This window comes from Nitrospinaceae bacterium (genome assembly GCA_018669005.1).
Classification (GTDB): Bacteria; UBA8248; UBA8248; order UBA8248; family UBA8248; genus UBA8248.
Map to the genome: position 1 here is coordinate 88,790 of JABJAL010000072.1, position 21,270 is coordinate 110,059.

A 21,270-nucleotide genomic window follows, 5' to 3' on the forward strand; every position below is an offset into this window, starting at 1 on the left:
AAAAAGGAAACGCAGCGCAACCCCACATATAAGGAGACAGTAATGGCTGGATATATCATCGCGCAAATCAAAGTGAACGACCCCGAACCATACAAAGATTATGTAAATCAGAACACAGAGTTGGTTGAAAAATTTGGCGGGAAATTTTTAGTGCGGGGCGGGGATCCGGAAGTGATGGAGGGTGAGTTTCCTCTCCCGAGGACCATTGTGCTTGAGTTCCCTAACGTCGAGGCGGCCTACAAGTGGTACAACTCGCCGGAATACGCAGGGCCTAAATCATTACGCCAGGCGACGGCGGATACTAATCTGATGATTGTTGATGGCGTATAATAACAGCGGCAGATTCTCTGGCCCCTCTGCCGGGAAAGGAAAACACCGTGGCCCTGCCTGATGATGAATTCGAGTATTTCTTTGACAAACCATGGTCCGATGGCCTGCCGGTTGTTATCCCGACCGAGGAGCGAATTGCAGACATGCTGGCTGGTGCCTCCCGCGACCCGGAAGAATTTATCGGCAACGTGCCGCCCGCCAATGAGCCTGCCAATGTTCGCAGTGTGGCGATCCATGCCGTAATGGCGGGTTGTAAATCAGATTACCTCCCTGCCGTCATCGCCGGGCTGGAGGCCGTGCTTGCCGAATCGTTTAATATGGGCGGGGTTCAGGCCACCATGCACAGTGCCGCGCCGCTGATGATCTTCAATGGCCCCCATGGAAAAGAAATTGGCCTCCATGGCGCATCGGGTTGCTTTGGTCCCGGTTTCAGAGCAAACGCAACAATCGGCCGCGCGCTAAGGCTCATGCTCATGAATCAGGGCGCGGGCATTCCCGGTGTTGTTTCGATGAGCACCTTCGGCCAGCCTTCGCGCTACACCTACTGTATCCGCGAGAACGAGGAAGATAGTCCCTGGGAGACACTGGCGGAAACGCGGGGCTGCGCTGCGGGCGATAATGCCGTCACCGTTGTTGCCTGCGAGAATCCCAAGCTCGTGTTCGATGATATGAGCAGCGATCCAGAACACCTGCTTGCTGCCCCGGCGGACGCCATGAGTTACTTGGGGAGTATGAACGCGCTTAGGCGATCCGATCTGGTGGTGGCGATTAGCCCCGACCACGCAAAAATTTGCGACAGCGCGGGCTGGAGTAAGGCCGATGTCCATCAATACCTATGCGAAAAAGCGGGCAAGACCCTCGGCGAGCTTAAAACAGGAGGCGGCTTTACCGAGGAGCGCATAAAAGATCTGCCCATCAATGTCGATCTTGGCGATGATTCGTTTTTTGTGCCCACAATCAAAGACCCCAAAGATCTGATGATCATCGTAGCGGGCGGCATCCCCGGGCCCATCAGCGCCGTCATGCACGGCTGGAACGGCGCAAGCCGCCCCGTGACGCGGACTTTTGAGGCATAGAAAGGGAAAAGGTGAGAATTTATGCGTTTGGATTGTCTTGGAAATTTGCTTTCTCCCGCGACGGGACATGAACTGGAACTCAAGCCCGGGGCGGAAATTGAAAACGACAAATTAAAATCGGGCGAGCTGGCGGACGCTTCCGCCGGTGCCGTTTTTCCCGTCCGGAATTTCATTCCCCGCTTCGCCGGGGATAAAAACTACGCCGCCACTTTCGGGTATCAATGGGAGGCTTTTCAGCGGACCCAGATCGACAGCGTTACTGGGCTTACCGTCTGCCGCGACCGGTTTTTCGGCCACTCATCGTGGCCTGAAAAAATGGCGGGCGAGACAATTTTAGAAGTTGGCTGCGGGGCCGGGCGCTACGCCGATGTTGTTCTGGGGACGGGAGCGGTTCTGTATTCGACGGACATGTCCTCGGCGGTGGATGTCTGCCTTGAAAACAACGGCCATCATCCGAACCACACCGTTATCCAGGCGGACATGCGCGCCCTGCCGTTTCCCGAAAAAATGTTCGACCGGATTTTCTGCTTCGGTGTTTTACAGCACACCCCGGACCCGAAAGCGGCTTTCGTGGGTTTGCTTTCATATTTAAAGCCGGGGGGCGTGCTCTCGGTCGATTGCTATCACAAGGACGGGGTCATCGCGCCCTGGAAATCGAAATATCTCTGGCGCTGGCTCGCCACCCGGATGCCGGTGGACACACTTCACAAAGTTGTAAAGTGGTACGTTCCCAAATGGATGCCGGTGGACCGTTTTATCGCGAAGATTCCCTATCTGAGGCGTTATTTGCGCTGTGTTGTTCCCTGTTTTGTGCATGATGGTTTCGGGCTGGACGAAAAGCAGGCGGTGGAGTGGGCGGTGCTCGACACCTTCGATGCGCTTTCCGCCGCCCATGACCACCCGCAGACGGTGGACACAGTCCGCTCGTGGTTTGAGGAGGCGGGCATGAAGAACATCGAGGTCCGGGGCGGCCCCATCGTCGTGGGCAATGGCCAGATGGCGGGGGGCGAGTTCGACAAACGTTAAGCCTGGTGTGCCGAACCCAGCTGTTTTGATATGTTGTCTGCCTCGGGGATGAACTTTTGCCGCCTAATTAGAGAGATAATCGTGCCTGCGAAAAAAGCGCCAGCAGCTAAGACGGAATCTGTGGTCAAGAAGAAACCTGCGGCCAAGAAAAAAACTACCGTAAAAAAGAAAGAGACTAAGAAAGCGCCTGCGGCTGAAAAGAAATCTACGGCCGAAAAGAAACCTGTAGCCAAGAAAAAAGCCGTCTCGAAAAAATCGCCGGCGAACGCAATGGGGTTTAAGCCGGGCGTGCCAAAAGAAAAGCCAAAAGGTCGAATCTACGAGGGGCCGCTTAATGTGAATGCGAAGCCGAAAAAGGCCGACACGATTTTTTTTGGTGTGGGTGGGGTGCCGCATTCGGCCAAGCCCCAGGGCCACCCGGAGGCAGTGCGCCGGCTTCATGAGCTTGGTCTTGGCGTCTACGAGATGGAGTTTGTCCACGGGGTGCGTATTCGGCCAGAGACCTGCGAGCTGGTAAAAGCGGCGCAGGCCGAAACGGGTGTGCACGTCACGGCGCATGGGCCCTACTACGTCAATCTGTACTCGCTTGAGGAAGAGAAGGTTGAGGCGAGCCGCAAGCGCGTGCTCGACACGGCGCGGGCGCTCGCGGCCTGCGGTGGAGATGGCGCATGTTTTCATGCCGGGTTTTATCAAAAACGTGACCCGGCAGAGGTGCATGCCTTCATGACAAAACAAATTGGAGAGCTGGTCGATATTTTAGAAAAGGAAGGCTGCCCGGTGCGGCTCGACCCTGAGACGACGGGTAAGGGGAGCCAGTTCGGCTCGTTGGCCGAGCTTTGCGAGATGGGCGATGCGCTCCAGGGCAAGAATATGAGTATCACGATTGATTTTGCCCATATCCATGCCCGGACAGCCGGGGCGATGAACACGTATGACGAGTTCGCGGGCCAGCTTGAGCTGATGAAAAATAAATTGGGAAAAGAGGCCCTTTCGTCGATGCATATCCATCTTTCGGGTATCGCCTACACCGAAAAGGGGGAGGCGCACCACCTTGAGCTCGACGACTCGGACATGAACTATGAGGATCTTTTTCGGGCGCTGATTGATTTTGGGGCCTCGGGACGGGTGGTCTGCGAGAGCCCGGCCCTTGAGTATGACGCCCTGATTATGCAGAAGGCCTACCGGCGACTAGCTGGTACTAAATAGTAGACCAATCCATCTGAAAAAGTGCTTGACCACCCACAGTTGTACGAGTATAGAATTCACATTACCATTTTTCAGACCACCGGCATTTCGCGTTGCAAGGGGAGAGGTACGATGGTGGGAAAAGACTCGTTTAGACCCTCTAATATACTCAAGAACCTGCTTATTCGTGCCGGGGTGAGCCCGTGATGCGCGCCTTCATTGGTCCCGGGTCTCGGGGCCGCAATGCTCGGCGCGCTGGGTAGCCTTACGCCGTACAGGCCGTATTTTGTTGTTTTTACGATTGTTGCGCTTGTTTGGACATATTTGCGCCATTACGGTTGGTGCGTGTCGAATTCGTGGGAAGAGGGTATTGGGGCCGTATTTGCCTGCCTTAGGCCATCGAGCGAAAAAGACGCCGGGCTCATCATCGCCTCGGTTTTCGTTCTCGCAATAATTATCGCTCCTCCCTGGAGTGTATTCCAGTATTTTGAGCCCGCTAACCCCTGCGCGGTCAGGATCCAACGACCAAAGGTGGCCCCTGCTGCGGGGTCTCATCGGCCTATTTCTCATTCAGTCTCAGCGGCTCAAAATCCCTGCGCGAAATAATTTTTGAATGAAATCCCCCTGTTTTTGTTCTAACTGCAACTTGGGTGCGTTTTCGCGCCCATAAATCCAAAAGACTTAGTTGACCCGGTGGCGGGCTCCAGGCTATAGCAGGTTCCCAGGAAACGGGTTTTAGTTGTTGTTTTTCTACTTACCAAGAAGTGCTACAGGAGACAAAAAAATGAGTGATAAAGAAGTAATCGTCTATTCGTCGAGCACCTGACCCCCCTGCAAAGCGGTGAGAGAGTTTCTCTCACATCATAACGTTGCGTTCGATGAGAAAATGGTAGACCAGGATGCTGCGGCCCTTGAGGCCTTCAAGCAAACTGGTTCGCGCGGCACCCCCACGATTATGGTTGGCGAGGAAATGATTATCGGTTTTGATCGCGGGCGGCTTGAACAGCTTCTGGACCTTAACTAGCCCGAGGTAAAACGATGTCGAATGACGAGCGTCATCTTCTCTGCCCAACCTGAGAGCAGAAGATACCCGTGCCGGGTGACACGGCGGAGGGCGGGCTTATCGATTGCCCCAACTGAGCGGGTATCATGCTCCGCCTCGGCGAGGCGGAAGAGGGCGAGGCCCTGCGCATGGTGCAGATGATCTCGTGCCCCGGTTGCGGCGAGAGGCTGCCCATCGATGACGACACCTCGCCGGGCACCGTTGTGCGCCACGACGGGGTTGATTACACGCTAACCAAAAAATTTGGCGCCTTTGCGCTCGTGTCCGAGTAAAAAAGAGGCGCTGTAATCATGGGCGAGGCAGGCGGAAACATCTCAGGCGAGATTGCCCCGAACGGGGGCCTCCCGAGCGGAATTTCCCCGAAAAAAAGCGGTCTTGCTGGCAAGGCCCTTCTCGCGGCGGCATTTTTCGCCTGCCCCTGCCACCTCCCCATCTATATCGCCCTGCTCGGGGGCACCGCCCTGGGCGGATATTTAACCGAGAACACCCTCCTTGTCGCCGCCGCGCTCTCTGCCGTGTTCGCCCTCTCGCTCTTCGCGGGGATGCGAAAGATCAAACCCGGGCAAGCTGGATAACCCCCCCCTTCGCAATTGCCTGAACTGGTATCCTGTCGGCTTTAAGTGCAGTCTTCTCGGGCCCTGGTCCGAAATACCCGCTAGGCTTGGCATCAATATGGGCCGGTGTTAGAATCGCCTCCGCTTGAGCGCCAGTGGCGCCGGGTTTTTTAGTGGTTGTCGCCGAATTATCTTTAGGAGTTTTGCTGTGGCTGAAAGAGATTTTGACATTATTATTGTTGGCGCGGGCCCTGCGGGCCTGACGGCTGGCCTGTATACATCGCGCTCGAAGCTCAATGTCATGTGCTACGAGAAGCTCGCGCCGGGCGGTGAAATACTCAACACCGAGCATGTTGAGGACTATCCCGGTTTCGAGATGATTGGCGGCCCCGAGCTTGCCCAGAAGTTCACCGACCATGCAGTGAAGTTCGGCCTTAAAATTGAGATGGAAGAAGTCACCGAAATCCGCAAGGATGGGGATGATTTTCTCGTCAAAACCGACATGGGCGAGCATCGCTGCGGTGCGGTGATATACACGGCGGGTGGCCATCCAAGAAAACTGGAAATCCCCGGCGAGGAGACTTACGCTGGCAAGGGAGTGAGCTACTGCGCGCTCTGTGATGGCGCTTTTTTCCAAGATGAGGTCATTACCGTTGTCGGCGGCGGAAACAGTGCCGTTGACGAGGCCCAGTTTTTGACGAAATACGGCTCAAAGGTTTATCTTGTGCACCGGCGGCAGGGCTTTCGGGCCCACCAGGTGGCAGTGGAAAAGCTCCAGGAAAATCCCAAGATAGAACTTATGTTAGACCATGTGGCCGAGGAGGTTGTCGGCGACGATAAGGAAATGAAGGCGCTCCGCGTTCGCAACGTCAAGACGGGCGAGATTAAAGATGTTGAGGCCAACGGCCTTTTTGTTTTTGTCGGCTTTCTTCCCAATACTGACGTCATTAAGGACGAGATAGAAAAAGACGAGAGCGGCTTCATCTACACGGATCAGAAAATGGAAACATGCGTTCCCGGTCTTTTTGTCGCGGGCGATGTTCGTAGCCAGCTTATTCGCCAGATTACAAACGCCTCAGGCGATGCGACGACGGCGGCCGTGGCGGCTGAAAAATACCTTGAGGCCCAGGAAGACGCAAAGAAAGTGTCCGCCGCCGCCTCTTCGTGATATGATTTTTCCCGGACAAGACATTTTCCGGACAGGAGATAGCACATGCAGTTTTCGACCGCGATAAGACGATTTTTTCTATTCGATATCGTCAAGGGCATGGCCATCACGCTTCGTCATATGGTCAAAAAACCCGTTACGCTTCAGTATCCCGACGAGCGTTGGGAGACGGCCGAGCGATTTCGTGGTTTTCTGGGTCTGACGCGGGATTTTCAAACCGGCGAGGAAAACTGCATTGGCTGCCTCAATTGCGAGAAAGCCTGCCCGGTGGACTGCATCACCATCCTCACGGCCGAAAAGGGCCGGGGTATGTACGCCAAAGAGTTTTATATCGATTACATGCGTTGCATGTATTGTGGGCTGTGCACTGAGGCGTGCCCGACGACGCCTAAATCCATCGTGCATACGAATCAGTACGAGACGACCGGCTATTTCCGGGAAGATCTGGTTTATGAAAAGGAGCGTCTTTACGATATCTGGGAGAAGGAAGTGAACTATGCTGGCCCGCGTCCCTGGGGCAAGCTCTTTGGCCTTCGTGCCCAGGAAAACGAGAGACGACCCGCAGAGCCAGAGCCCGAAGCGGCCGCGTCAGCAGAATAAACCCATACCCCTCGGCGGCATCCATTGAGCTTTTTCACATCAAATTTCGATGACATCCGATCCGGCAAAACGACGGATGTCTATTTTGAGCGGACCAATCGCATCCTTGATGCGAAAAATATCCGCAAGAACACCCGCTCGGAGTTAATGGCCAAGCATCTTCCCTCGGGGTGGGGTGTTTTCACGGGTCTCGCCGAAATTCTCTCATTATTGGAAGGTTTGCCCGTCAAAGTCCGCTCGGTCCCCGAGGGGACGGTGTTTCGCCCTTTCCAGCCTGTTATGGAAATCGAAGGCCTCTTCAACGACTACGGAGCGCTTGAGACGGCTATCCTGGGATTGATGTGTCAGTCCAGCGGCATTGCCACAAAAGCTGCTCGCTGCCGTATTGCGGTGGGAGGTCTTCAGCTGGTGAGTTTTGGGGCCCGCCGCATGCACCCGACCATCGCACCGATGATCGATCGGTCGGCCTACATCGGCGGCTGCGATGGTGTGGCGATGACGAGCAATGCCGAGATGCTGGGCCTGCCCGCCGTGGGCACGATGCCCCATGCGCTTGTTCTTCTGATGGGTGGCTTGGTTCCGGCGATCAAGGCGTTCGATGAGGTAATTGATGAAGGTGTGCGTCGCGTGGCGCTTGTGGATACCCTGGGTGATGAGAAATTCGAGGCCCTTGAGGCCGCCCGAACCATCACGGATAGACTTTACGCTGTTCGCCTCGACACCCCTGGCTCCAGGCGTGGCGATTTTGCCCAGATACTTGAAGAGGTCAGATGGGAGCTCGACCGGGCAGGCTATCGCCACGTTAAATTGTTCGTCAGCGGCGGCCTCGACGAAGATAAGATACTCGCCCTGAACGGTATTGTGGACGGCGGCTTCGGCGTCGGCACAGCTATCAGCGGCGCCGCCACAATCGACTATTCTATGGACATCGTTGAAATCGAGGGCGAGGCCATCGCCAAACGCGGAAAAGCCTCAGGCGCCAAACACCTGCTGCGCTGCCGCGATTGCAACCGGGAGCGAGTCATTCCCATCGACAGGCCCTATGGTGATTGTGAGGAATGCGGCGGCGTAATGGAGCAGATGCTGGCGACGGTAATGGAGGAGGGAAAAATCGTGAACCCGCTTCCTGAGCCAGCTAAAATTCGTGATTATGTTCTTCGCCAGCTTCCGGATTGCTCCCTTGCTGGTTCGGAATAATGTCTCAAGAAGACGCTGACAAAATTGATTTTGAGCCCATCCGGGGTTTTCTCTCCGAGCACGAGCGCTTTTTACTTCTCACCCATATAGGCCCAGACGGAGATGGCCTCCTCGCGTGTGTTGCGATGAGCCGTTATCTCCGCACGATAGACAAGCACGCCACGGTCGTGATCGAAGGCGCTACTCCGGTTTTTCTGGCGCCCTATGATCCTGAGGGTCTGGTTCGTACGAGAGAGGAGTTGCTCGCTCACGAGGACTGGGCGAAGCACTTCGATGCCATCCTTGTTGTCGACACAGGCAAGCCGGAGCGCATCGGAAAAATTCGTCATGCTGTTGTGGAGAGCAAGCTACCCGTTGCCGTGATCGATCATCACATTAGGGAGGAAGGTGATTTCGATGGCCCAAGCGTCATCGACATCAGCGCCGCCTCAGTGGGCCAGATTATCGCTGAGTATTTCGACAGCGAGGGCTATTCATTTGAAGATTTGCTTGTTGTCCGTGCACTTTTTGCTACCCTTTCATACGACACCGGACATTTCAGGTTTACAAATACAACCGAGCAAACCTTTAGATGGGCCTCGCGATTAGTCGAGCTAGGAGCTAAGCCGAGCGAGGCGTTCGCTATTTTCTGGGAATCGAACAGCGTCGCCTCGCTCAAGTTACTTGGCCATCTTATGAATGATCTTCACATCGAATGCGGCGGTCGGCTCGGGTGGTTCGCGATGAGCGGCGAGGATCTTGAAAAGTTCGGGGTCAAGCGCGAGGAAACCGAAGAATATATATCGGTGCCTCGGAGCATCGCCTCGCTTGAGGTAATCGCGCAGTTCTCAGAGATTAACAAAAACCTCATACGTGTGAGCCTTCGCTCGAAGGGGCGCATCAGCATTCACGAGGTAGCGTTGCGCTTCGGTGGCGGCGGGCATGCCTTTGCCGCTGGAGCGCGGATACCCGATACCCTTGAAAACGCCTCGAAAATGGTCGCTGAGGCCTTGACCGAGAAAATACGTGTCGAAATGGGCCCGGACTAAATTCCCCTCTCCTTAAAAACGTTGAGCGAGGCTTTTGAGGCGGCGACGGCGTTGGGTCCCCCCGCGTAGTAGGCGCACACCATGATAATTTCCTGAATGTCTTCTTTGCTCATTCCTACGTTGAGGGCTGCGTGGGTGTGGTATTCGAACTCCTCTGCCCGACCGAGGGTGCAGAGGATCGAGAGAATAATCGTTTCACGTGATTGGTCGCTGATTCCTTTTCTTTCGTAGAGCTCGCCGTAAAAACTCTCGGTGACATAGCGTGCAAAATCCGGGCTTGCCTCCTCGAACTCCTTGCGTCGCACCTCGCCCTCGTCTCCAAAAACCTTAGCCCTGTTAGCCAAACCTTTTTGATACCGTTCATCGCCGGACATGAATATCTCCCAATTTGAATGAGTAAATGGATACGGATCATTTCCCAATACTCTCATAGAATAATGGGTCCCGTGGCATTTGCCGGGGAGATAATTATAATAAGTGGGCCCGCCGAAGGGAGGACTGCCATGAAACTTAATCCGTTAAAGTTCGGCGCAGCATTTGGAATCGTCTATGCGGTGGTTTTTACTGTATATGGGCTGGTATCAGCATTATTTGGCTGGGGAGTAGGATTTGCCGAAATGGTGGGTGAATTTTATGCTGGATTCGGGCCAACCATTGGTGGCGCAATCATCGGAGCTCTTTGGGGATTTGGAATCGGATTTATTTTTTTCTCGCTGGGGGCAATGATTTATAATTGCATGCTTAGTGATGGCGAATAAAAGGGTTTTCATGAAATACAACTTTTCATCGAGCGGTAAATATATTTTTCTAGGGATGGTAATGGTGCTGGTATTTTTGGCGGCCTTTGTCGGGGCTGCCATTGGCGCTCCCCAAGTATTGGCCCCGACATTGATTCCAGCGCCTATACATCAACTTGAGATTCGCTCCTCGCGGGAGGGGGCGAATGTTCGAGTGGTGGGCATAGGCGGATGGCAAAAGGCACCCGTTTCGCTCAATCTCCCGCGCGGGGTTCATCTGGTTGAAGAAAAAGCGCCGGGCGCAGGCAAATCCCAGAGAATGGTTTTACTTACCGAAAAGACCTCGATCTGGTTCGGCCCGTCGAGAATTCAGATTGAGACCGAACCGGGGGGCGCTCAGGTTCGAATGGATGGTCAGATTATTGGCAAGACCCCCATGGAAATGCCTGTTTCTGCGGGCAGACACTTTTTTTCATTTTTAAAAAAAGGGTACATACCCATGGCTAGCGATTTTTTGATAAGTGGGCCATCGCGGATCGGTGTGCGCATGAAGCGATCAGACGGAGACGCTTATCGCGTAACTGTTCGGGATGCGGGGTTGTTTTTTGATTTTGACATAGCGCCATTAATAAAAAAAAATTCAGACGGCCTCAAGGCTAAAAATGATTCTTTATTTACCGGAGCAGTAAAAAAGAAATTAAAATTTGCATCTTTGGGTGTGCAAGCCATTTCCCGTAGCGACAATAATTTGGGTCCGGCCCGGCGGTATGCGCTTGTTGTGGGGATTTCGAGATACGACGATCCTCAAATCCCTCCACTTCTTGGCCCTGTTGAGGATGCGGCTGATTTTGTGCGCGTGCTTAAAGGCGTCGAGGCGAAAGAGATTGAAAAAAAATTAGTTTCTCGTGCTGCTATGGCATTTGATGAATTTGATCGAGAAGGACTGTCTCACGACAAAATAAATTTTCTTCAAGATAAAGCCGCAACTAGAGACGCGATATTAGGCGGCATTGCTGGCATCGCTCGCCGTGCCCGAGCGGAGGATTCGGTAGTAATTTATTTTTCGGGTTATGGGGCGGCAATTGCGTCGAATAAGACGGACCCGGAGATGTATTTACTTCCTAAAGACACAGCCACGGGACGAATGGCAGAAACAGCGCTATCAGAGAAGGCTATTCTTGAGGCCACCTCGAAAATTAGGGCACGCCGAATTGTCTTGTTGCTCGATACCGATTTTTCGGGTGATGGAGTTTCTGGTCGGCAATGGGCGGCTCGCCAGGGGCGGCATGCAATTATTTCTGATCTTTCCAGCCATCGCCTGCTGCCGCCGGGCCCGGGTCGGGTGATGATTGCCGCTAGCCGCCCAGTACTGGATCAGGCGACAGGGAGAAGTTTTTTTATTGAAGCCCTGTTGCATCACTCCTATGATGGAGCTCTTCCCGTGGCTGTTGCACTACGAAGACTCGAAGGGCGGCTTCCAGGCTTAAAGCCTGTGATTGTTGGTGAACTGCTAACCGGACAAACGTTTAGAGCGGATGAGTTGAAAAATCGCCAGGGCCGGGGTGATGTTTTTATCACAACAACTGAGGCTGGCGCCGAGGTTTTCCTTAAAGGCCGATTGGTGGGCCGAACGCCTTTACTTCTCAAGAATCTGCCGGTGGGGCGCCTGCCTGTTCGAGTGGTGGGTAAGGGTGGGCAGGGTGCCTCTCGCCGGTTATTTGTCGAATCGGGAGTGCAGTTAAAATATTTACTCAAGCCTCGCCCTTCGGCGGGTCGGTTGATAGTGGCCACTTCGCCGCCCGGTGCATTGGTCAAGGTGATTTTCTCAGGTGCATCAGCTCAATCAAAATCTGGTGTGTTTCTTGTCCGCCCTGGGAGAGCGAGGATTCGTGCGACCATGACAGGCCATTACACGCGCGAATTGAACGTCGAAATTCTTACGAATAAAACAGTAGAAGTAAGTTTGCCGCTCGCCCCTAAAGGCGGAAAGGATTTTTCGTTTCAAGGAGGCACGCCGTCCGTCTCCCTGCCGCCTAGAGTCAAGGAGATGGCGCTAGTGCCGGGTGGGGAGTTCATCGTGGGTGCGCGACGCGACTTGAGGAAGGTGACACCTATTCGCCGGGTGTCGCTCGCTTCGTTCTTCATCGACAAGCGTCTTGTGCGAAAAGATGAATTCGCTCAGTTCGTGAAAGAGACTGGACACATCACGGCAGCTCGAAAAAAGAAAGAAGGGGGTACACTAACTAAAGCGGGGGGGTGGACCCTTAGGCGCAATGCGACATGGAAAAATACCAACCAGGGGGGAGGAATACAGAATGGCGAGAAAGTACAAGCGCCCGCCCGCCTTCCTGTGGTCCAGATTGCTCTTGAGGATGCCGCCGCCTACTGCAAGTGGGCAGGAGCAAGGCTGCCTACCGAGGATCAATGGGAAAAGGCGGCGAGAGGGGTGGATGGGCGTCCCTATCCCTGGGGGCAGGAGCCTCGGGATCTAAAGTCGCCGAAGTTTGATTTGTTCTATGGCATGCCAGCAGAACAGAGCGAGAACACCATTATTTCTCAACTGGCCGGACCTTATGGCGCTAGAGAGTTTTGGGGCCCTGCCTCGGAGTGGGTTGAGCCGAAAAAAGGCAAATCAAAGAAACCAGGCGGGCGTGAAAAAAAGAATAAAAAGCGGGCTTCGCAGTTTCATATATATCGTGGTGGTTGGGTGTCCCGCGGCGGGAGGCGCCCGACTCTAAGTGCACGGGGGCTTGCCGAGGCCGGGTTTAGCGATTCAAGAATCGGATTTCGGTGCGTGAGGGAGGCGGCGGCATTTTTGAAAAAAAGGTAGCCCGGATTTCGGCAGGGGTTATCTTAGTGTTTTGGCCAATTGCTCGCCTCGGGCGCGCATTTCTCCGGTCAAGGTTTCTCCGTTGGGAAGAAAGGTCATCGCCACAAAAACATTTTCCTCGCCGTCGATAATAAGTCGGTTTCGAAACAGGGGTTGTGGATAGCAAGTCGGTAGCGCTTCTTCGTGGGCGAAATATTCTTGGTTCCTGTAGAAATGAAAGGCTATGATAGCCCTTGGGGGAGCCCAACGCTCTCGGGAACTGCCATCTTCGAGCGTTTCGCGGATAACGCCCCCGAATCCTCGGGTGTGGCCATTGCCGTAGATGAATCTGGCGGATTTAGACTGATCGCAGTCATGAATTTCGGCAAGCTCGATATAGGGGATATCTCCGGGCTCGCGGCCTTCGGGTAGAGAAAGTTCGGCTTCTCCGCAGGCGGGGCAGATGAATGTGGCATCAGGCATAACGGTATCCGAATGTGAGGTTTAAATTTTTTTCAGGAAGCTGAGATTCCACAACATTGCTTCCCGTAGATAAAATTTAGAACTAGGAAATCCTGCCAGAGGTGCAGGCGGTTCGCAAGGAGCCGGGTGTATTTTGTTTTGCATCTACTCCCAAGGAAAGGTGTATTTTATATGAGCAAGTCGATAGAAAAGACCCTGTTAAGCCTCTCGGGGGCCAGTTGGTTATTTGCTGCCATTGCGCTGGGGATGTTGTGGCTGGCGGTTCTTATAGATGTTGTTCTTTGGCTGGTTCAACTTAACGGAGGTTTTTCCTCGAAGGCAAATTTACTCAGCCACGTGTGGCCCTATATTTCGTTTGGGGGAGCATTGGCCGGGTTATTGGCCCGGGGGATGCCGAACATCCTGCGATCGCTTCCAACAATCTGGTTGCTGGCATCGCTGGCAATGCTTCACGGAAATCAGATTGTTCCGAAGGCGGCCCCACCTCCCCTGGCGGGACCAGCCATCCGTGTCATGACGCTGAACCTGGGTGATTCGCCCGCGACTCGTGGCCGGGCACTGTCGTATTTTCGCCAACGACGAAACGTGGATATTTTTCTGCTCCAGGAGGTGCATCGCGCACCGGGCTTTGACGATGCCCGAAAATTCGAAGACGCGTTGCGCTCTCGTCTTCCGTATATGGCTTGGTTTCCGAATCCGCCAGGCGCGAATTTCACCCTGGGCCTCGGGATAATGAGCCGCTATCCCTTGGAGGGTGTCACCCCGATTGTGCTCCCGACCGGGGAGTCTGCCACTGGCAAATGCGCCCAGGCGGCTGCCCTTGGTGCCAAGGTGAATATCCACGGACGGCGTCTTAGGCTGGTGACGGCGCACCTATGCCCTCCGGCGCTTCCCTGGATGGACGGATGGGGCCGGGAAACAGGATTCACCATTAGTTCGTTTTCGGGTTGGTTGAGGAACAATAGCACGTACGAATATGCGCGGCGCTACCAGCTACATACGCTTCGCATCCTGGCCGAAGGTGGGGTGGAGCCTTTGATACTTGGAGGAGATTTAAGCACCACCCCGAGCAGTATCGATCTCTCGCAGTTTGGCGGAATCCTCAAAAGCGCATTTGCCGAGCGCGGCCTTGGATTTGGATTCACTTATTCGCTCGGTTTTATTGGACAGCGGATTGATCATATATTTTTCACAAAGGGGCTTGCTGCGCGAACGGCTCGGGTCATCGATGTAGACATTTCCGACCATAAACCCCTTGAATCTATGCTTGAAATTCTTCCTGCGAAATGAAAAGCCTCCGCTTTTTTTCGATTGCTCTATTTTTGACGGTCTCGCTTGCCGCCTTTAATGTGCATCCAGCCACCGGCCCGCCCCGAGAAATCAAAGGGGCAGACGACGCCCCAATGGTTCTTGTTCCAAAGGGTGAGTTCATCATGGGCTCTACACCCGGCACCTTTATTTTCGGTGACAACGAAACTCCACAGCGACGCGTATTTCTTGCCGCTTTCTACATCGATAAATATGAAGTGACGAATGTATTTTTCAATAAACGCTTTGCCTTGAGATCGGGTTACCGGGGAAGTTTTTCAGGAGATCGCCAGCCGGTTGTCGGCGTCTCGTGGTTTCAGGCGAAATCATATTGTGCCAGCGTCAAAAAACGTTTGCCGACCGAGGCGGAGTGGGAAAAGGCTGCGCGAGGCACCGATGGGCGCATCTATCCGTGGGGCGGGCGGCCAGCCGATTGTTCGTTGGCGGTGATGGGGGGAACCGTTCCTTCGTGTAATAAGGGCTATGCCACCTGGGAAGTGGGAAGTCGACCCAAGGGCGCGAGCCCCTGGGGTGCAATGGACATGGCTGGCAACGTGACCGAATGGGTGGCGGATAGATACGATGAAAAATATTATCGGAGGGCACCTCTCAAAAACCCAAAGGGACCTGAGGCGGGTGGCCTGCGCGTGTTAAAGGGAGGGGCATGGTTTAATAGCAGTCAACTTCTTCGCGCTGCATTCAGAACCGGGTTTGCGCCCGAAAGTGCCAACCACGGAATTGGTTTTCGCTGTGTTAAAACGCTCTCTAGGGGATTCGTTGGTATGCCCCATCCAAGCCGAGCGATGTGGGCGCACCGTCCTTAAGATTCTTCGTTCCGCTCCCGCCACAGCTTGACGAGCACCCGTGTCTTGAAAACGCTGAAGCGTTTGTATTTGTAAAAGAGAAAAAGCGCCGCCGCCTCGAAAGCGATTAGCGCGGCCCACCACCAGGGAAGCCAGCGGGCGATGGCGAACAGGGCGAGTGTCCCCGCCGCCGCGATGATATAGCTTCTGACCTGTCCGGCGTCATCGCTGGTTTCGTATTTTCGGGCGAGGCTTGAGAGAAAACCTTTTTCGCGTGCGCTCAACCCATTTCGTGGTGCAACGGATTTTTCAGTTTCCATGACGCTCTCCTTTTCATTTTCCCCGGGAGGGCAAAGGGAGAGGTTGTATCGACGGGCTCAGCGCCCCGTCCATTCGGGCCGCCGTTTTTCTAAAAATGCCCTGATTCCCTCGGCCTTATCGTCGGTCTCGCAAAGGGCACCCTGCGCGAATTTCTCCATCGCAAGACCGGCTGCGAGGCTTCCTTCCATGCCGGAGTGGACCATCGCCTTCATAAAGCGTGGCACAAAAGGTGCGAAGGCGGCCAGGTGACTCGCCATGCGGCGCACCTCGGGGAGGAGTTCGTCCGGCGCGGTAAGCCGTGTGATTAGCCCGATGTTGAGCGCGCGCTCGGCGTCGATGGTCTCTCCCATCAGGAGCATTTCCATTCCCCAGCCGCGTCCCACGATGCGGGGCAGGCGCTGGGTTGCCCCGCCGCCGGGTATGATGCCGAGCTTGCCCTCGGGGGTGGCGAATTTTGCATTTGTCGAGCCCACCCTCAGATCGCAGCCTAGCGCTACCTCAAGCCCCCCGCCCATGCAGTAGCCGTTGATTGCGGCGATGGTGGGCTTGGGTGTTTTTTCAAGGCGCTCGGCTATGCCTTGCACGAGTGGCTCAAGCGCCTTTTTAAGATCGCGCTGCTCGACCTCCTCAAGATCAGAGCCAGAGGCGAAGGACTTATCTCCGGCACCGGTGATGGCGATGACGCGGACAGATTCATCGTCTGCTGCTGCTCCGATGGCGGCGTGAAGATCGTTCAGCGTGCTAAGCGAAATAGCGTTGTGTCTATCGGCACGGTTGATGGTGATGAGTGCCAATGGACCCTCTATTTCGTAAAGTAGGTTTTCGTAAGACATGATGAAACCTCGTTGGAAAAATTCGTTTCTTATCCCGCTGCCCGATCGGCTCGTCTCCGCTTGGCAATGAGATTAAGCGCCTCGACGAGTATCGAGAATGCGATGGCAAAATAGAGATAGCCTCTCGGAATGTGGAAGTGCATCCCGTCGGCCACTAGCGCCAAGCCTACGAGAAGCAGGAAACTGAGCGCCAACATTTTGGCTGTCGGATGATTTTCAATGAACGCGCTTACCGGCCCCGAGGCGAGGAGCATGATTAGCATCGCGATGACGACCGCCGCGATCATCACCGGTAGATGCTCGGCCATGCCCACCGCCGTTATCACAGAGTCGAGCGAGAACACCATGTCGAGAACCATGATTTGCACGATGATGGCGGTGAAACTTTTTATCTCGCCATCGCCGCCGCTTTCCGCCTCGCCCTCGACGGTGTGGTGAATCTCGTAGGTTCCCTTGGTGAGGAGAAAGAGCCCACCCGCGAGCATGATAATGTCGCGCCAGGAAAGCGCAAAGCCGAATATTTCGGCGACTGGCGCCGTGAGTCCGACAATCCAGGCAATACCCGCCAGCATAATGATCCGCATGACGAGAGCGGCCATGAGGCCCAGGTGCCTCGCCCGCGCGGCCTCGGCCTCGGGAAGCTTGGCCGCCACAATTGATATAAACACTACGTTGTCGATGCCCAGTACAATTTCGAGTGCGGTCAACGTGAGCAGGCTAATCCAAATCGCGGGATCGAAAAGCCATTCGAACATTAATTTCTCCACAACAAATTGATCATGCAATCGTTAGACGTTTTTAATGCCCCCTAACTAGTTAGCTTGATCTGAATGTTAAATTTTATTACTATTGTAGAATAACTTCGCCCGTAGAGAGGTGGCAAAATGACAGGCGGTAAAAAACAAAAACCTACAGAGCATGTAGTTCGAATTCCCCCTGCTGGCTCGAATATTGATACGAGTAAAGATATTTTTATAGATGAATCAGCGGGAGATAAAATACCGCAACCCAGCAACGATCACAAAGAGCCTGTGAATAAACTTAGACCAGACTCAGACGAGTAATCGGCTTAGGCCCAGTGCCAGCAAACCGAAAAAGGTAAAAAAAAGTGAAATTTTGAGTAGTTGGCCCTTTCGCACAAAAGGTGCCCTATTGTCTTTGTAGGCGTCAACGATATTCGCTATAAGTTGCTGGTATGTTTCTTCTATATTTTTCTCGTCATCAGCTTCTTTAAGGACCGCCTCTGGGTTTGGCGGAAATTGCCACTCTTGAGGCATGTAAGCTCTGATTAATAGCCCTATTGCAATTATTATGCTTCCGCATCCCAGCCAATAGAACCATGTGCCAAATGCACACCATTCTTTAGGTACTTTCTGTAGTCCTAATGCTAGTGACATAAAGATACCATTGAAACCAATCAAAATACTTAATTTCGAATCTATATCTGAAATGTCTTTTGATTGCTGTAGAATTCTGTTTTGAACTATTTGGTAAAATTTCTCATGATATGATTCGCTAGATTTTTCCTCCACGACAATCCTCAATTAAAGACCATATATTTTAAGTTAATGCACGATTCGGTTTCTTAACACACCGATGCCTTCGATTTCGAGTTCCAAAACATCGCCCGGTTGAATCCATTTGTCGAGGTCGGCGCCGCAGCCGGTGCCCACGGTTCCCGAGCCGATGAGGTCTCCGGGGGCGAGTTCCTCTTCCATCGAGAGATGCTCAAGCACCCGGCCCCAGCTGAAGTGCATGTCGCCGACGTTTCCCCGGCTCCACTCGTTGCCGTTGATGCGAGCGGTCATGACGGCGTCTGTGTGGTCGAATTCATCCTTTGTTACGATGCAGGGTCCGATGGCGGTGCCAAAATCTTTGCCCTTGTGTGGTCCGAGCCAGAGAGACATTTCTTTCATCTGGATGTCACGAGCGCTGAAGTCGTTCATGACGGTGAACCCAAAGATATGGTCCATTCCGTCAGCCTCGGTGATGTTTTCCCCGCTTTTTCCGATGAGGATGGCGATTTCAAGCTCATAATCAAGTTTTTCGGTGTAATGAGGCCATTTGAGTTCATCATCGGGGCCAATAATGGTGAGCCGGTTTCCTTTATAAGAGGTGGGCATCTCGTACCAGAGCGGATCTACGGTGGTGTTCCGCCTGCGGGCCCCTGCCTGCTTGTGGCCCTCAAAACAGAGGCAGTCCCTGAAGCTCACTGGCCGGGGAACAGGGGCCAATAGGCGCACATCTCCTAGCCCATAGGCCAGTCGCTCCCCACCGGGGCCGATGGTCTCCTCACCCTCGGCGTTTAAATAGACGATTGCCTCCCGGGCGGCCTCCAGCGAGGGCTCTCCTCCTGCGGCAAAATCGCAAATATCCTGAGGAATCCTGAAATCGGCGTATTCTCGCCACCGGGGCTCATTACCCTCGGCTCGGGCCCTGGCTGCGTAAGCATGAGCAAGGTCCACGGCGCGCATATCGCCCTCGGGGCCCCAGATGGCTCCGAGCCGCTGAATCGGCCCTGCTGGGGACGCTACTTCAAAAGTAATGAATTTCATGGTTTTCCTCCGAATTAATGATGTCCCCGACCGACCCTTGGGCCAGCCGGATCGAAAAATTGTTATTGGAATGACGCCAAAGCTTACCATTTTGTGCGCCGAAGTGCTCCAGGCTCGCGAGAGCAGGTGCGCGTTTCCTCTCTAAGGGGCTGAATTTAAACCCTTCGTTGGTTTGGTCAGATTCCCACTATAAAGGTGCGATCTAGGCTTGACTTCCCAAGAGTGTGCGGTTATTTTTAGGCGTTTTTTTATTAAATTGATTCTGGGGCCGGGCCCTGTTTTTTTGTAGTTATTGGTATATCTTCGCGTATTAGGTGTTTCCAAATAGACGAGGATGCTTTGTGCCTGGGGAGTGAAATTTGCCCTCTCTGCGGCGCTTGAGCGGAAGGATTAAACATTTCCATGATGGTTGAAGTGAGCATTCGGCGGGCGCTTAAGGCCGCTTTTTTTACGTTGGTCGCGTTTCTGGTTCTGGTAGCCTTGCCGCATGCTTCTTGGGCATCGGAAGCTGCGCAAGGTTCGGCTGGTGGGCTTAAAGATTGGCTGGCTGGTTTTAATCTTGGTAGTGGGGCACTCATCATCAACCCCGCCATCATGGTTATTCAGTGGATCAATTTCGTCGTAATCCTCGTTGTCCTGAATAAAATTATTTATAAGCCACTCTGGCGCGTTATTGATGAGCGCAAAGGTCAGGTAGATGGCGACCTGGCCGCCTCGGAGCGCGATCGAAGCGAAACCCAGGGCTATATCACCCAATATGAAGATTCGCTGGCGGAAATTCAGCGAGAAAACACTGAAGCGATGATTGCCCTCCAGCAGCAGCTAGCCGAATCTGGCCGAAAATTAATCGATGAAGTTCGTGAGAAGACTTCCAAGGAAATGGAAGAGGCGCGCGCTTCGATATCAACCCAGGCTGTTGCTGCATCGGATGAGCTCAAAGGAAATGCCGAGGAGTTTTCCGGCCAAATTGCTAACCGCCTTGCCGGTCGGCAGATTGCTTAAGGATATGACGATGAAGCCCTCGACCCTAAGATTTATTAGCTTTTCGGGTTTATGTTTTGTTGCAGTCGCGCTGGCTCTTGGGGTGTTTCCTGAATGGGCCTTGGGCGCGGAAGGTGGGGAGGTCCACCACAAGGAATTCAGTATCGTTGAAGAAGGTTTTAAATTTGTTAACACGTTGATAGTGGTTTTAATTTTATACAAGCTCCTCGCGAAGCCGCTGGCGAATTTCTTTAAGGATCGCCGCGAGGGCATTACTGCCGCGTTGGCAGAAGCTAAGGCGGCACGCTTGGAGGCCGAAGGTGAGCTTGAGGCGCAGCGCTCGAAGGTTGCTGACCTTGAAGCCGAGTTGGGTCGGGTCCGCGAAACCGGCGAGAGAGAGCGTGGAGAAATTGGCGAGCGGATCGAGGTGGAGCAAAAGGCCCAGGCCGACCGTCTTTTAGAACAGACTCGCGGTGCAATTGAACTTGAAACTTCTAAGGCGAGAGCGGAGCTTCAGGCTCGTGCGGCGGAACTGGCGATGGGTCTTGCCGAGGAAATGCTCAAGAAAAATATTGGCCCTGAGGATCAGGAACGTTTCGTTTCAGAGTACTTGGTCAAGCTTGGGGATCAGGCTGGAGGCAATTCATGATCGGTGGTCAGGCGGCGAGCCGCTACGCCAAGGCGCTAGTCAATATCGCGGAAAAAGATGGCTCTCTTGACGAAACCGGGGTAGAGCTTGCCCAGTTGGACAAGGCGCTGGATAACCCCGAGCTTCGCAAGGTGTTAATGAATCCGCGTTTTTCCCGTCCGGTACGGACTGGGGTTATCGACGAAATTTTGAAATCCTCAGGTGCGAGCGAGTTGATGCAGAAGTTTGCGCGGCTCATTACAGAAAAAGATCGCATCGCTGAGTTGCCTGCCATCTCGGAGCGCTATCAGGCGCTGGCCGACGAAATGAGGGGCCGTATTCGTGCGCAGGTTCGAACCGCGTTTGATCTTTCTGATTCCGCTATGGAGGAGCTTCGTAAAATGCTTTCCGAGGTTAGCGGAAAACAAGTTTTGCTTGAGGTAGAAAAAGATTCTTCGCTCATCGGCGGCCTTGTTTGCCGGATGGGCGGTATTGTTATGGACGGTAGTATCCAGAACCAGCTCAAAAACTTGCGAGAGAGTTTAACTACAAGCTAACTTTCGCTTCCACGGAACAGTTGAGGGG

General features: G+C 53.8%; 26 protein-coding genes. 19 read left to right on the forward strand and 7 right to left on the reverse strand.

The genetic code is table 11. The features are described 5' to 3' along the window. Nucleotides 1-42: 42 nt before the first annotated feature. From HOJ95_10000 to HOJ95_10050, 11 genes are all read left to right on the forward strand, one after another. Complete coding sequence (locus HOJ95_10000) at nt 43-330, forward strand: DUF1330 domain-containing protein (protein MBT6395026.1); 288 nt, start codon at nt 43-45, stop codon at nt 328-330. A gap of 47 nt (nt 331-377) precedes the next feature. Beyond that, a complete protein-coding gene (locus HOJ95_10005) occupies nt 378-1,406 on the forward strand; it encodes a hypothetical protein (protein MBT6395027.1) in 1,029 nt (342 codons plus the stop codon). Between the two features lie 21 nt (nt 1,407-1,427). Further along, the gene (locus HOJ95_10010; protein MBT6395028.1) at nt 1,428-2,432 is read left to right on the forward strand and encodes a class I SAM-dependent methyltransferase; all 1,005 of its coding nucleotides are present in this window, start codon (nt 1,428-1,430) and stop codon (nt 2,430-2,432) included. An 81-nt stretch (nt 2,433-2,513) separates the two neighbouring features. Further along, complete coding sequence (locus HOJ95_10015; GenBank protein MBT6395029.1) at nt 2,514-3,638, forward strand: TIM barrel protein; 1,125 nt, start codon at nt 2,514-2,516, stop codon at nt 3,636-3,638. An 820-nt stretch (nt 3,639-4,458) separates the two neighbouring features. Further along, nucleotides 4,459-4,641 carry a glutaredoxin family protein gene (locus tag HOJ95_10020; protein ID MBT6395030.1) on the forward strand — a complete coding sequence of 61 codons (183 nt, stop codon included), beginning with the start codon at nt 4,459-4,461 and terminating at the stop codon, nt 4,639-4,641. Between the two features lie 125 nt (nt 4,642-4,766). Further along, entirely contained in the window at nt 4,767-4,952 is a 186-nt protein-coding gene (locus HOJ95_10025) for a hypothetical protein (protein ID MBT6395031.1), read from the forward strand. An 18-nt stretch (nt 4,953-4,970) separates the two neighbouring features. After that, entirely contained in the window at nt 4,971-5,255 is a 285-nt protein-coding gene (locus HOJ95_10030) for a hypothetical protein (protein MBT6395032.1), read from the forward strand. Between the two features lie 187 nt (nt 5,256-5,442). Next, entirely contained in the window at nt 5,443-6,402 is a 960-nt protein-coding gene (gene trxB, locus HOJ95_10035; protein ID MBT6395033.1) for a thioredoxin-disulfide reductase, read from the forward strand. Nucleotides 6,403-6,447: 45 nt separating this feature from the next. Next, entirely contained in the window at nt 6,448-7,002 is a 555-nt protein-coding gene (locus HOJ95_10040) for an NADH-quinone oxidoreductase subunit I (protein MBT6395034.1), read from the forward strand. 24 nt (nt 7,003-7,026) lie between these two features. Further along, entirely contained in the window at nt 7,027-8,199 is a 1,173-nt protein-coding gene (locus HOJ95_10045) for a nicotinate phosphoribosyltransferase (protein ID MBT6395035.1), read from the forward strand. Further along, on the forward strand, nt 8,199-9,227 hold the full coding sequence (locus HOJ95_10050; GenBank protein MBT6395036.1) for a hypothetical protein: 1,029 nt from the start codon (nt 8,199-8,201) through the stop codon (nt 9,225-9,227). Before HOJ95_10045 ends, HOJ95_10050 begins: the two co-directional genes overlap by 1 nt. On the opposite strand, the gene HOJ95_10055 is transcribed toward HOJ95_10050, so the two are convergent. After that, nucleotides 9,224-9,601, reverse strand: coding sequence for a carboxymuconolactone decarboxylase family protein (locus tag HOJ95_10055; GenBank protein ID MBT6395037.1), 378 nt, complete (start codon nt 9,599-9,601; stop codon nt 9,224-9,226). The two genes, HOJ95_10050 and HOJ95_10055, sit on opposite strands and share 4 nt — an antisense overlap. Before the next feature lie 129 nt (nt 9,602-9,730). Between HOJ95_10055 and HOJ95_10060 the strand changes: the two genes are divergently transcribed. Further along, nucleotides 9,731-9,985: a hypothetical protein gene (locus HOJ95_10060; protein MBT6395038.1), complete on the forward strand. Its 255-nt coding sequence runs from the start codon at nt 9,731-9,733 to the stop codon at nt 9,983-9,985. Between the two features lie 10 nt (nt 9,986-9,995). Further along, nucleotides 9,996-12,794 (forward strand): SUMF1/EgtB/PvdO family nonheme iron enzyme, encoded by a 2,799-nt coding sequence (locus HOJ95_10065; protein ID MBT6395039.1) that lies wholly within the window; start codon nt 9,996-9,998, stop codon nt 12,792-12,794. A gap of 18 nt (nt 12,795-12,812) precedes the next feature. Here HOJ95_10065 and HOJ95_10070 read toward each other — a convergent pair whose 3' ends face one another. Beyond that, entirely contained in the window at nt 12,813-13,256 is a 444-nt protein-coding gene (locus HOJ95_10070) for a hypothetical protein (GenBank protein ID MBT6395040.1), read from the reverse strand. A 171-nt stretch (nt 13,257-13,427) separates the two neighbouring features. Here HOJ95_10070 and HOJ95_10075 point away from each other — a divergent pair, with 171 nt between their 5' ends. Further along, nucleotides 13,428-14,546, forward strand: coding sequence for a hypothetical protein (locus HOJ95_10075; GenBank protein ID MBT6395041.1), 1,119 nt, complete (start codon nt 13,428-13,430; stop codon nt 14,544-14,546). Further along, nucleotides 14,543-15,388 carry an SUMF1/EgtB/PvdO family nonheme iron enzyme gene (locus tag HOJ95_10080; protein ID MBT6395042.1) on the forward strand — a complete coding sequence of 282 codons (846 nt, stop codon included), beginning with the start codon at nt 14,543-14,545 and terminating at the stop codon, nt 15,386-15,388. Before HOJ95_10075 ends, HOJ95_10080 begins: the two co-directional genes overlap by 4 nt. Here HOJ95_10080 and HOJ95_10085 read toward each other — a convergent pair. The 3 genes from HOJ95_10085 to HOJ95_10095 are packed head-to-tail and all read right to left on the reverse strand — an operon-like array spanning nt 15,385 to nt 17,276. After that, nucleotides 15,385-15,687, reverse strand: coding sequence for a hypothetical protein (locus HOJ95_10085; protein MBT6395043.1), 303 nt, complete (start codon nt 15,685-15,687; stop codon nt 15,385-15,387). The two genes, HOJ95_10080 and HOJ95_10085, sit on opposite strands and share 4 nt — an antisense overlap. Nucleotides 15,688-15,744: 57 nt before the next feature. Continuing rightward, a complete protein-coding gene (locus HOJ95_10090) occupies nt 15,745-16,521 on the reverse strand; it encodes an enoyl-CoA hydratase/isomerase family protein (protein MBT6395044.1) in 777 nt (258 codons plus the stop codon). A 29-nt stretch (nt 16,522-16,550) separates the two neighbouring features. Then, nucleotides 16,551-17,276, reverse strand: coding sequence for a TerC family protein (locus HOJ95_10095; GenBank protein MBT6395045.1), 726 nt, complete (start codon nt 17,274-17,276; stop codon nt 16,551-16,553). Nucleotides 17,277-17,405: 129 nt separating this feature from the next. Between HOJ95_10095 and HOJ95_10100 the strand changes: the two genes are divergently transcribed. Then, nucleotides 17,406-17,585, forward strand: a complete 180-nt coding sequence (locus HOJ95_10100; GenBank protein ID MBT6395046.1) for a hypothetical protein — start codon at nt 17,406-17,408, stop codon at nt 17,583-17,585. Here the strand turns inward: HOJ95_10100 and HOJ95_10105 are convergent. Both HOJ95_10105 and HOJ95_10110 read right to left on the reverse strand, forming a co-directional pair. After that, entirely contained in the window at nt 17,574-18,053 is a 480-nt protein-coding gene (locus tag HOJ95_10105) for a hypothetical protein (protein ID MBT6395047.1), read from the reverse strand. The two genes, HOJ95_10100 and HOJ95_10105, sit on opposite strands and share 12 nt — an antisense overlap. A 33-nt stretch (nt 18,054-18,086) precedes the next feature. Continuing rightward, a complete protein-coding gene (locus HOJ95_10110) occupies nt 18,087-19,076 on the reverse strand; it encodes a fumarylacetoacetate hydrolase family protein (protein MBT6395048.1) in 990 nt (329 codons plus the stop codon). A 402-nt stretch (nt 19,077-19,478) separates the two neighbouring features. Between HOJ95_10110 and HOJ95_10115 the strand changes: the two genes are divergently transcribed. Genes HOJ95_10115 through atpH form a run of 3 tightly spaced genes read left to right on the forward strand, consistent with a single transcriptional unit; the run spans nt 19,479 to nt 21,242 of the window. Next, nucleotides 19,479-20,078 carry an ATP synthase F0 subunit B gene (locus HOJ95_10115; GenBank protein ID MBT6395049.1) on the forward strand — a complete coding sequence of 200 codons (600 nt, stop codon included), beginning with the start codon at nt 19,479-19,481 and terminating at the stop codon, nt 20,076-20,078. 10 nt (nt 20,079-20,088) lie between these two features. Next, on the forward strand, nt 20,089-20,706 hold the full coding sequence (gene atpF, locus HOJ95_10120; protein MBT6395050.1) for a F0F1 ATP synthase subunit B: 618 nt from the start codon (nt 20,089-20,091) through the stop codon (nt 20,704-20,706). Then, on the forward strand, nt 20,703-21,242 hold the full coding sequence (gene atpH / locus HOJ95_10125) for an ATP synthase F1 subunit delta (GenBank protein ID MBT6395051.1): 540 nt from the start codon (nt 20,703-20,705) through the stop codon (nt 21,240-21,242). Before atpF ends, atpH begins: the two co-directional genes overlap by 4 nt. Nucleotides 21,243-21,270: the final 28 nt, after the last annotated feature.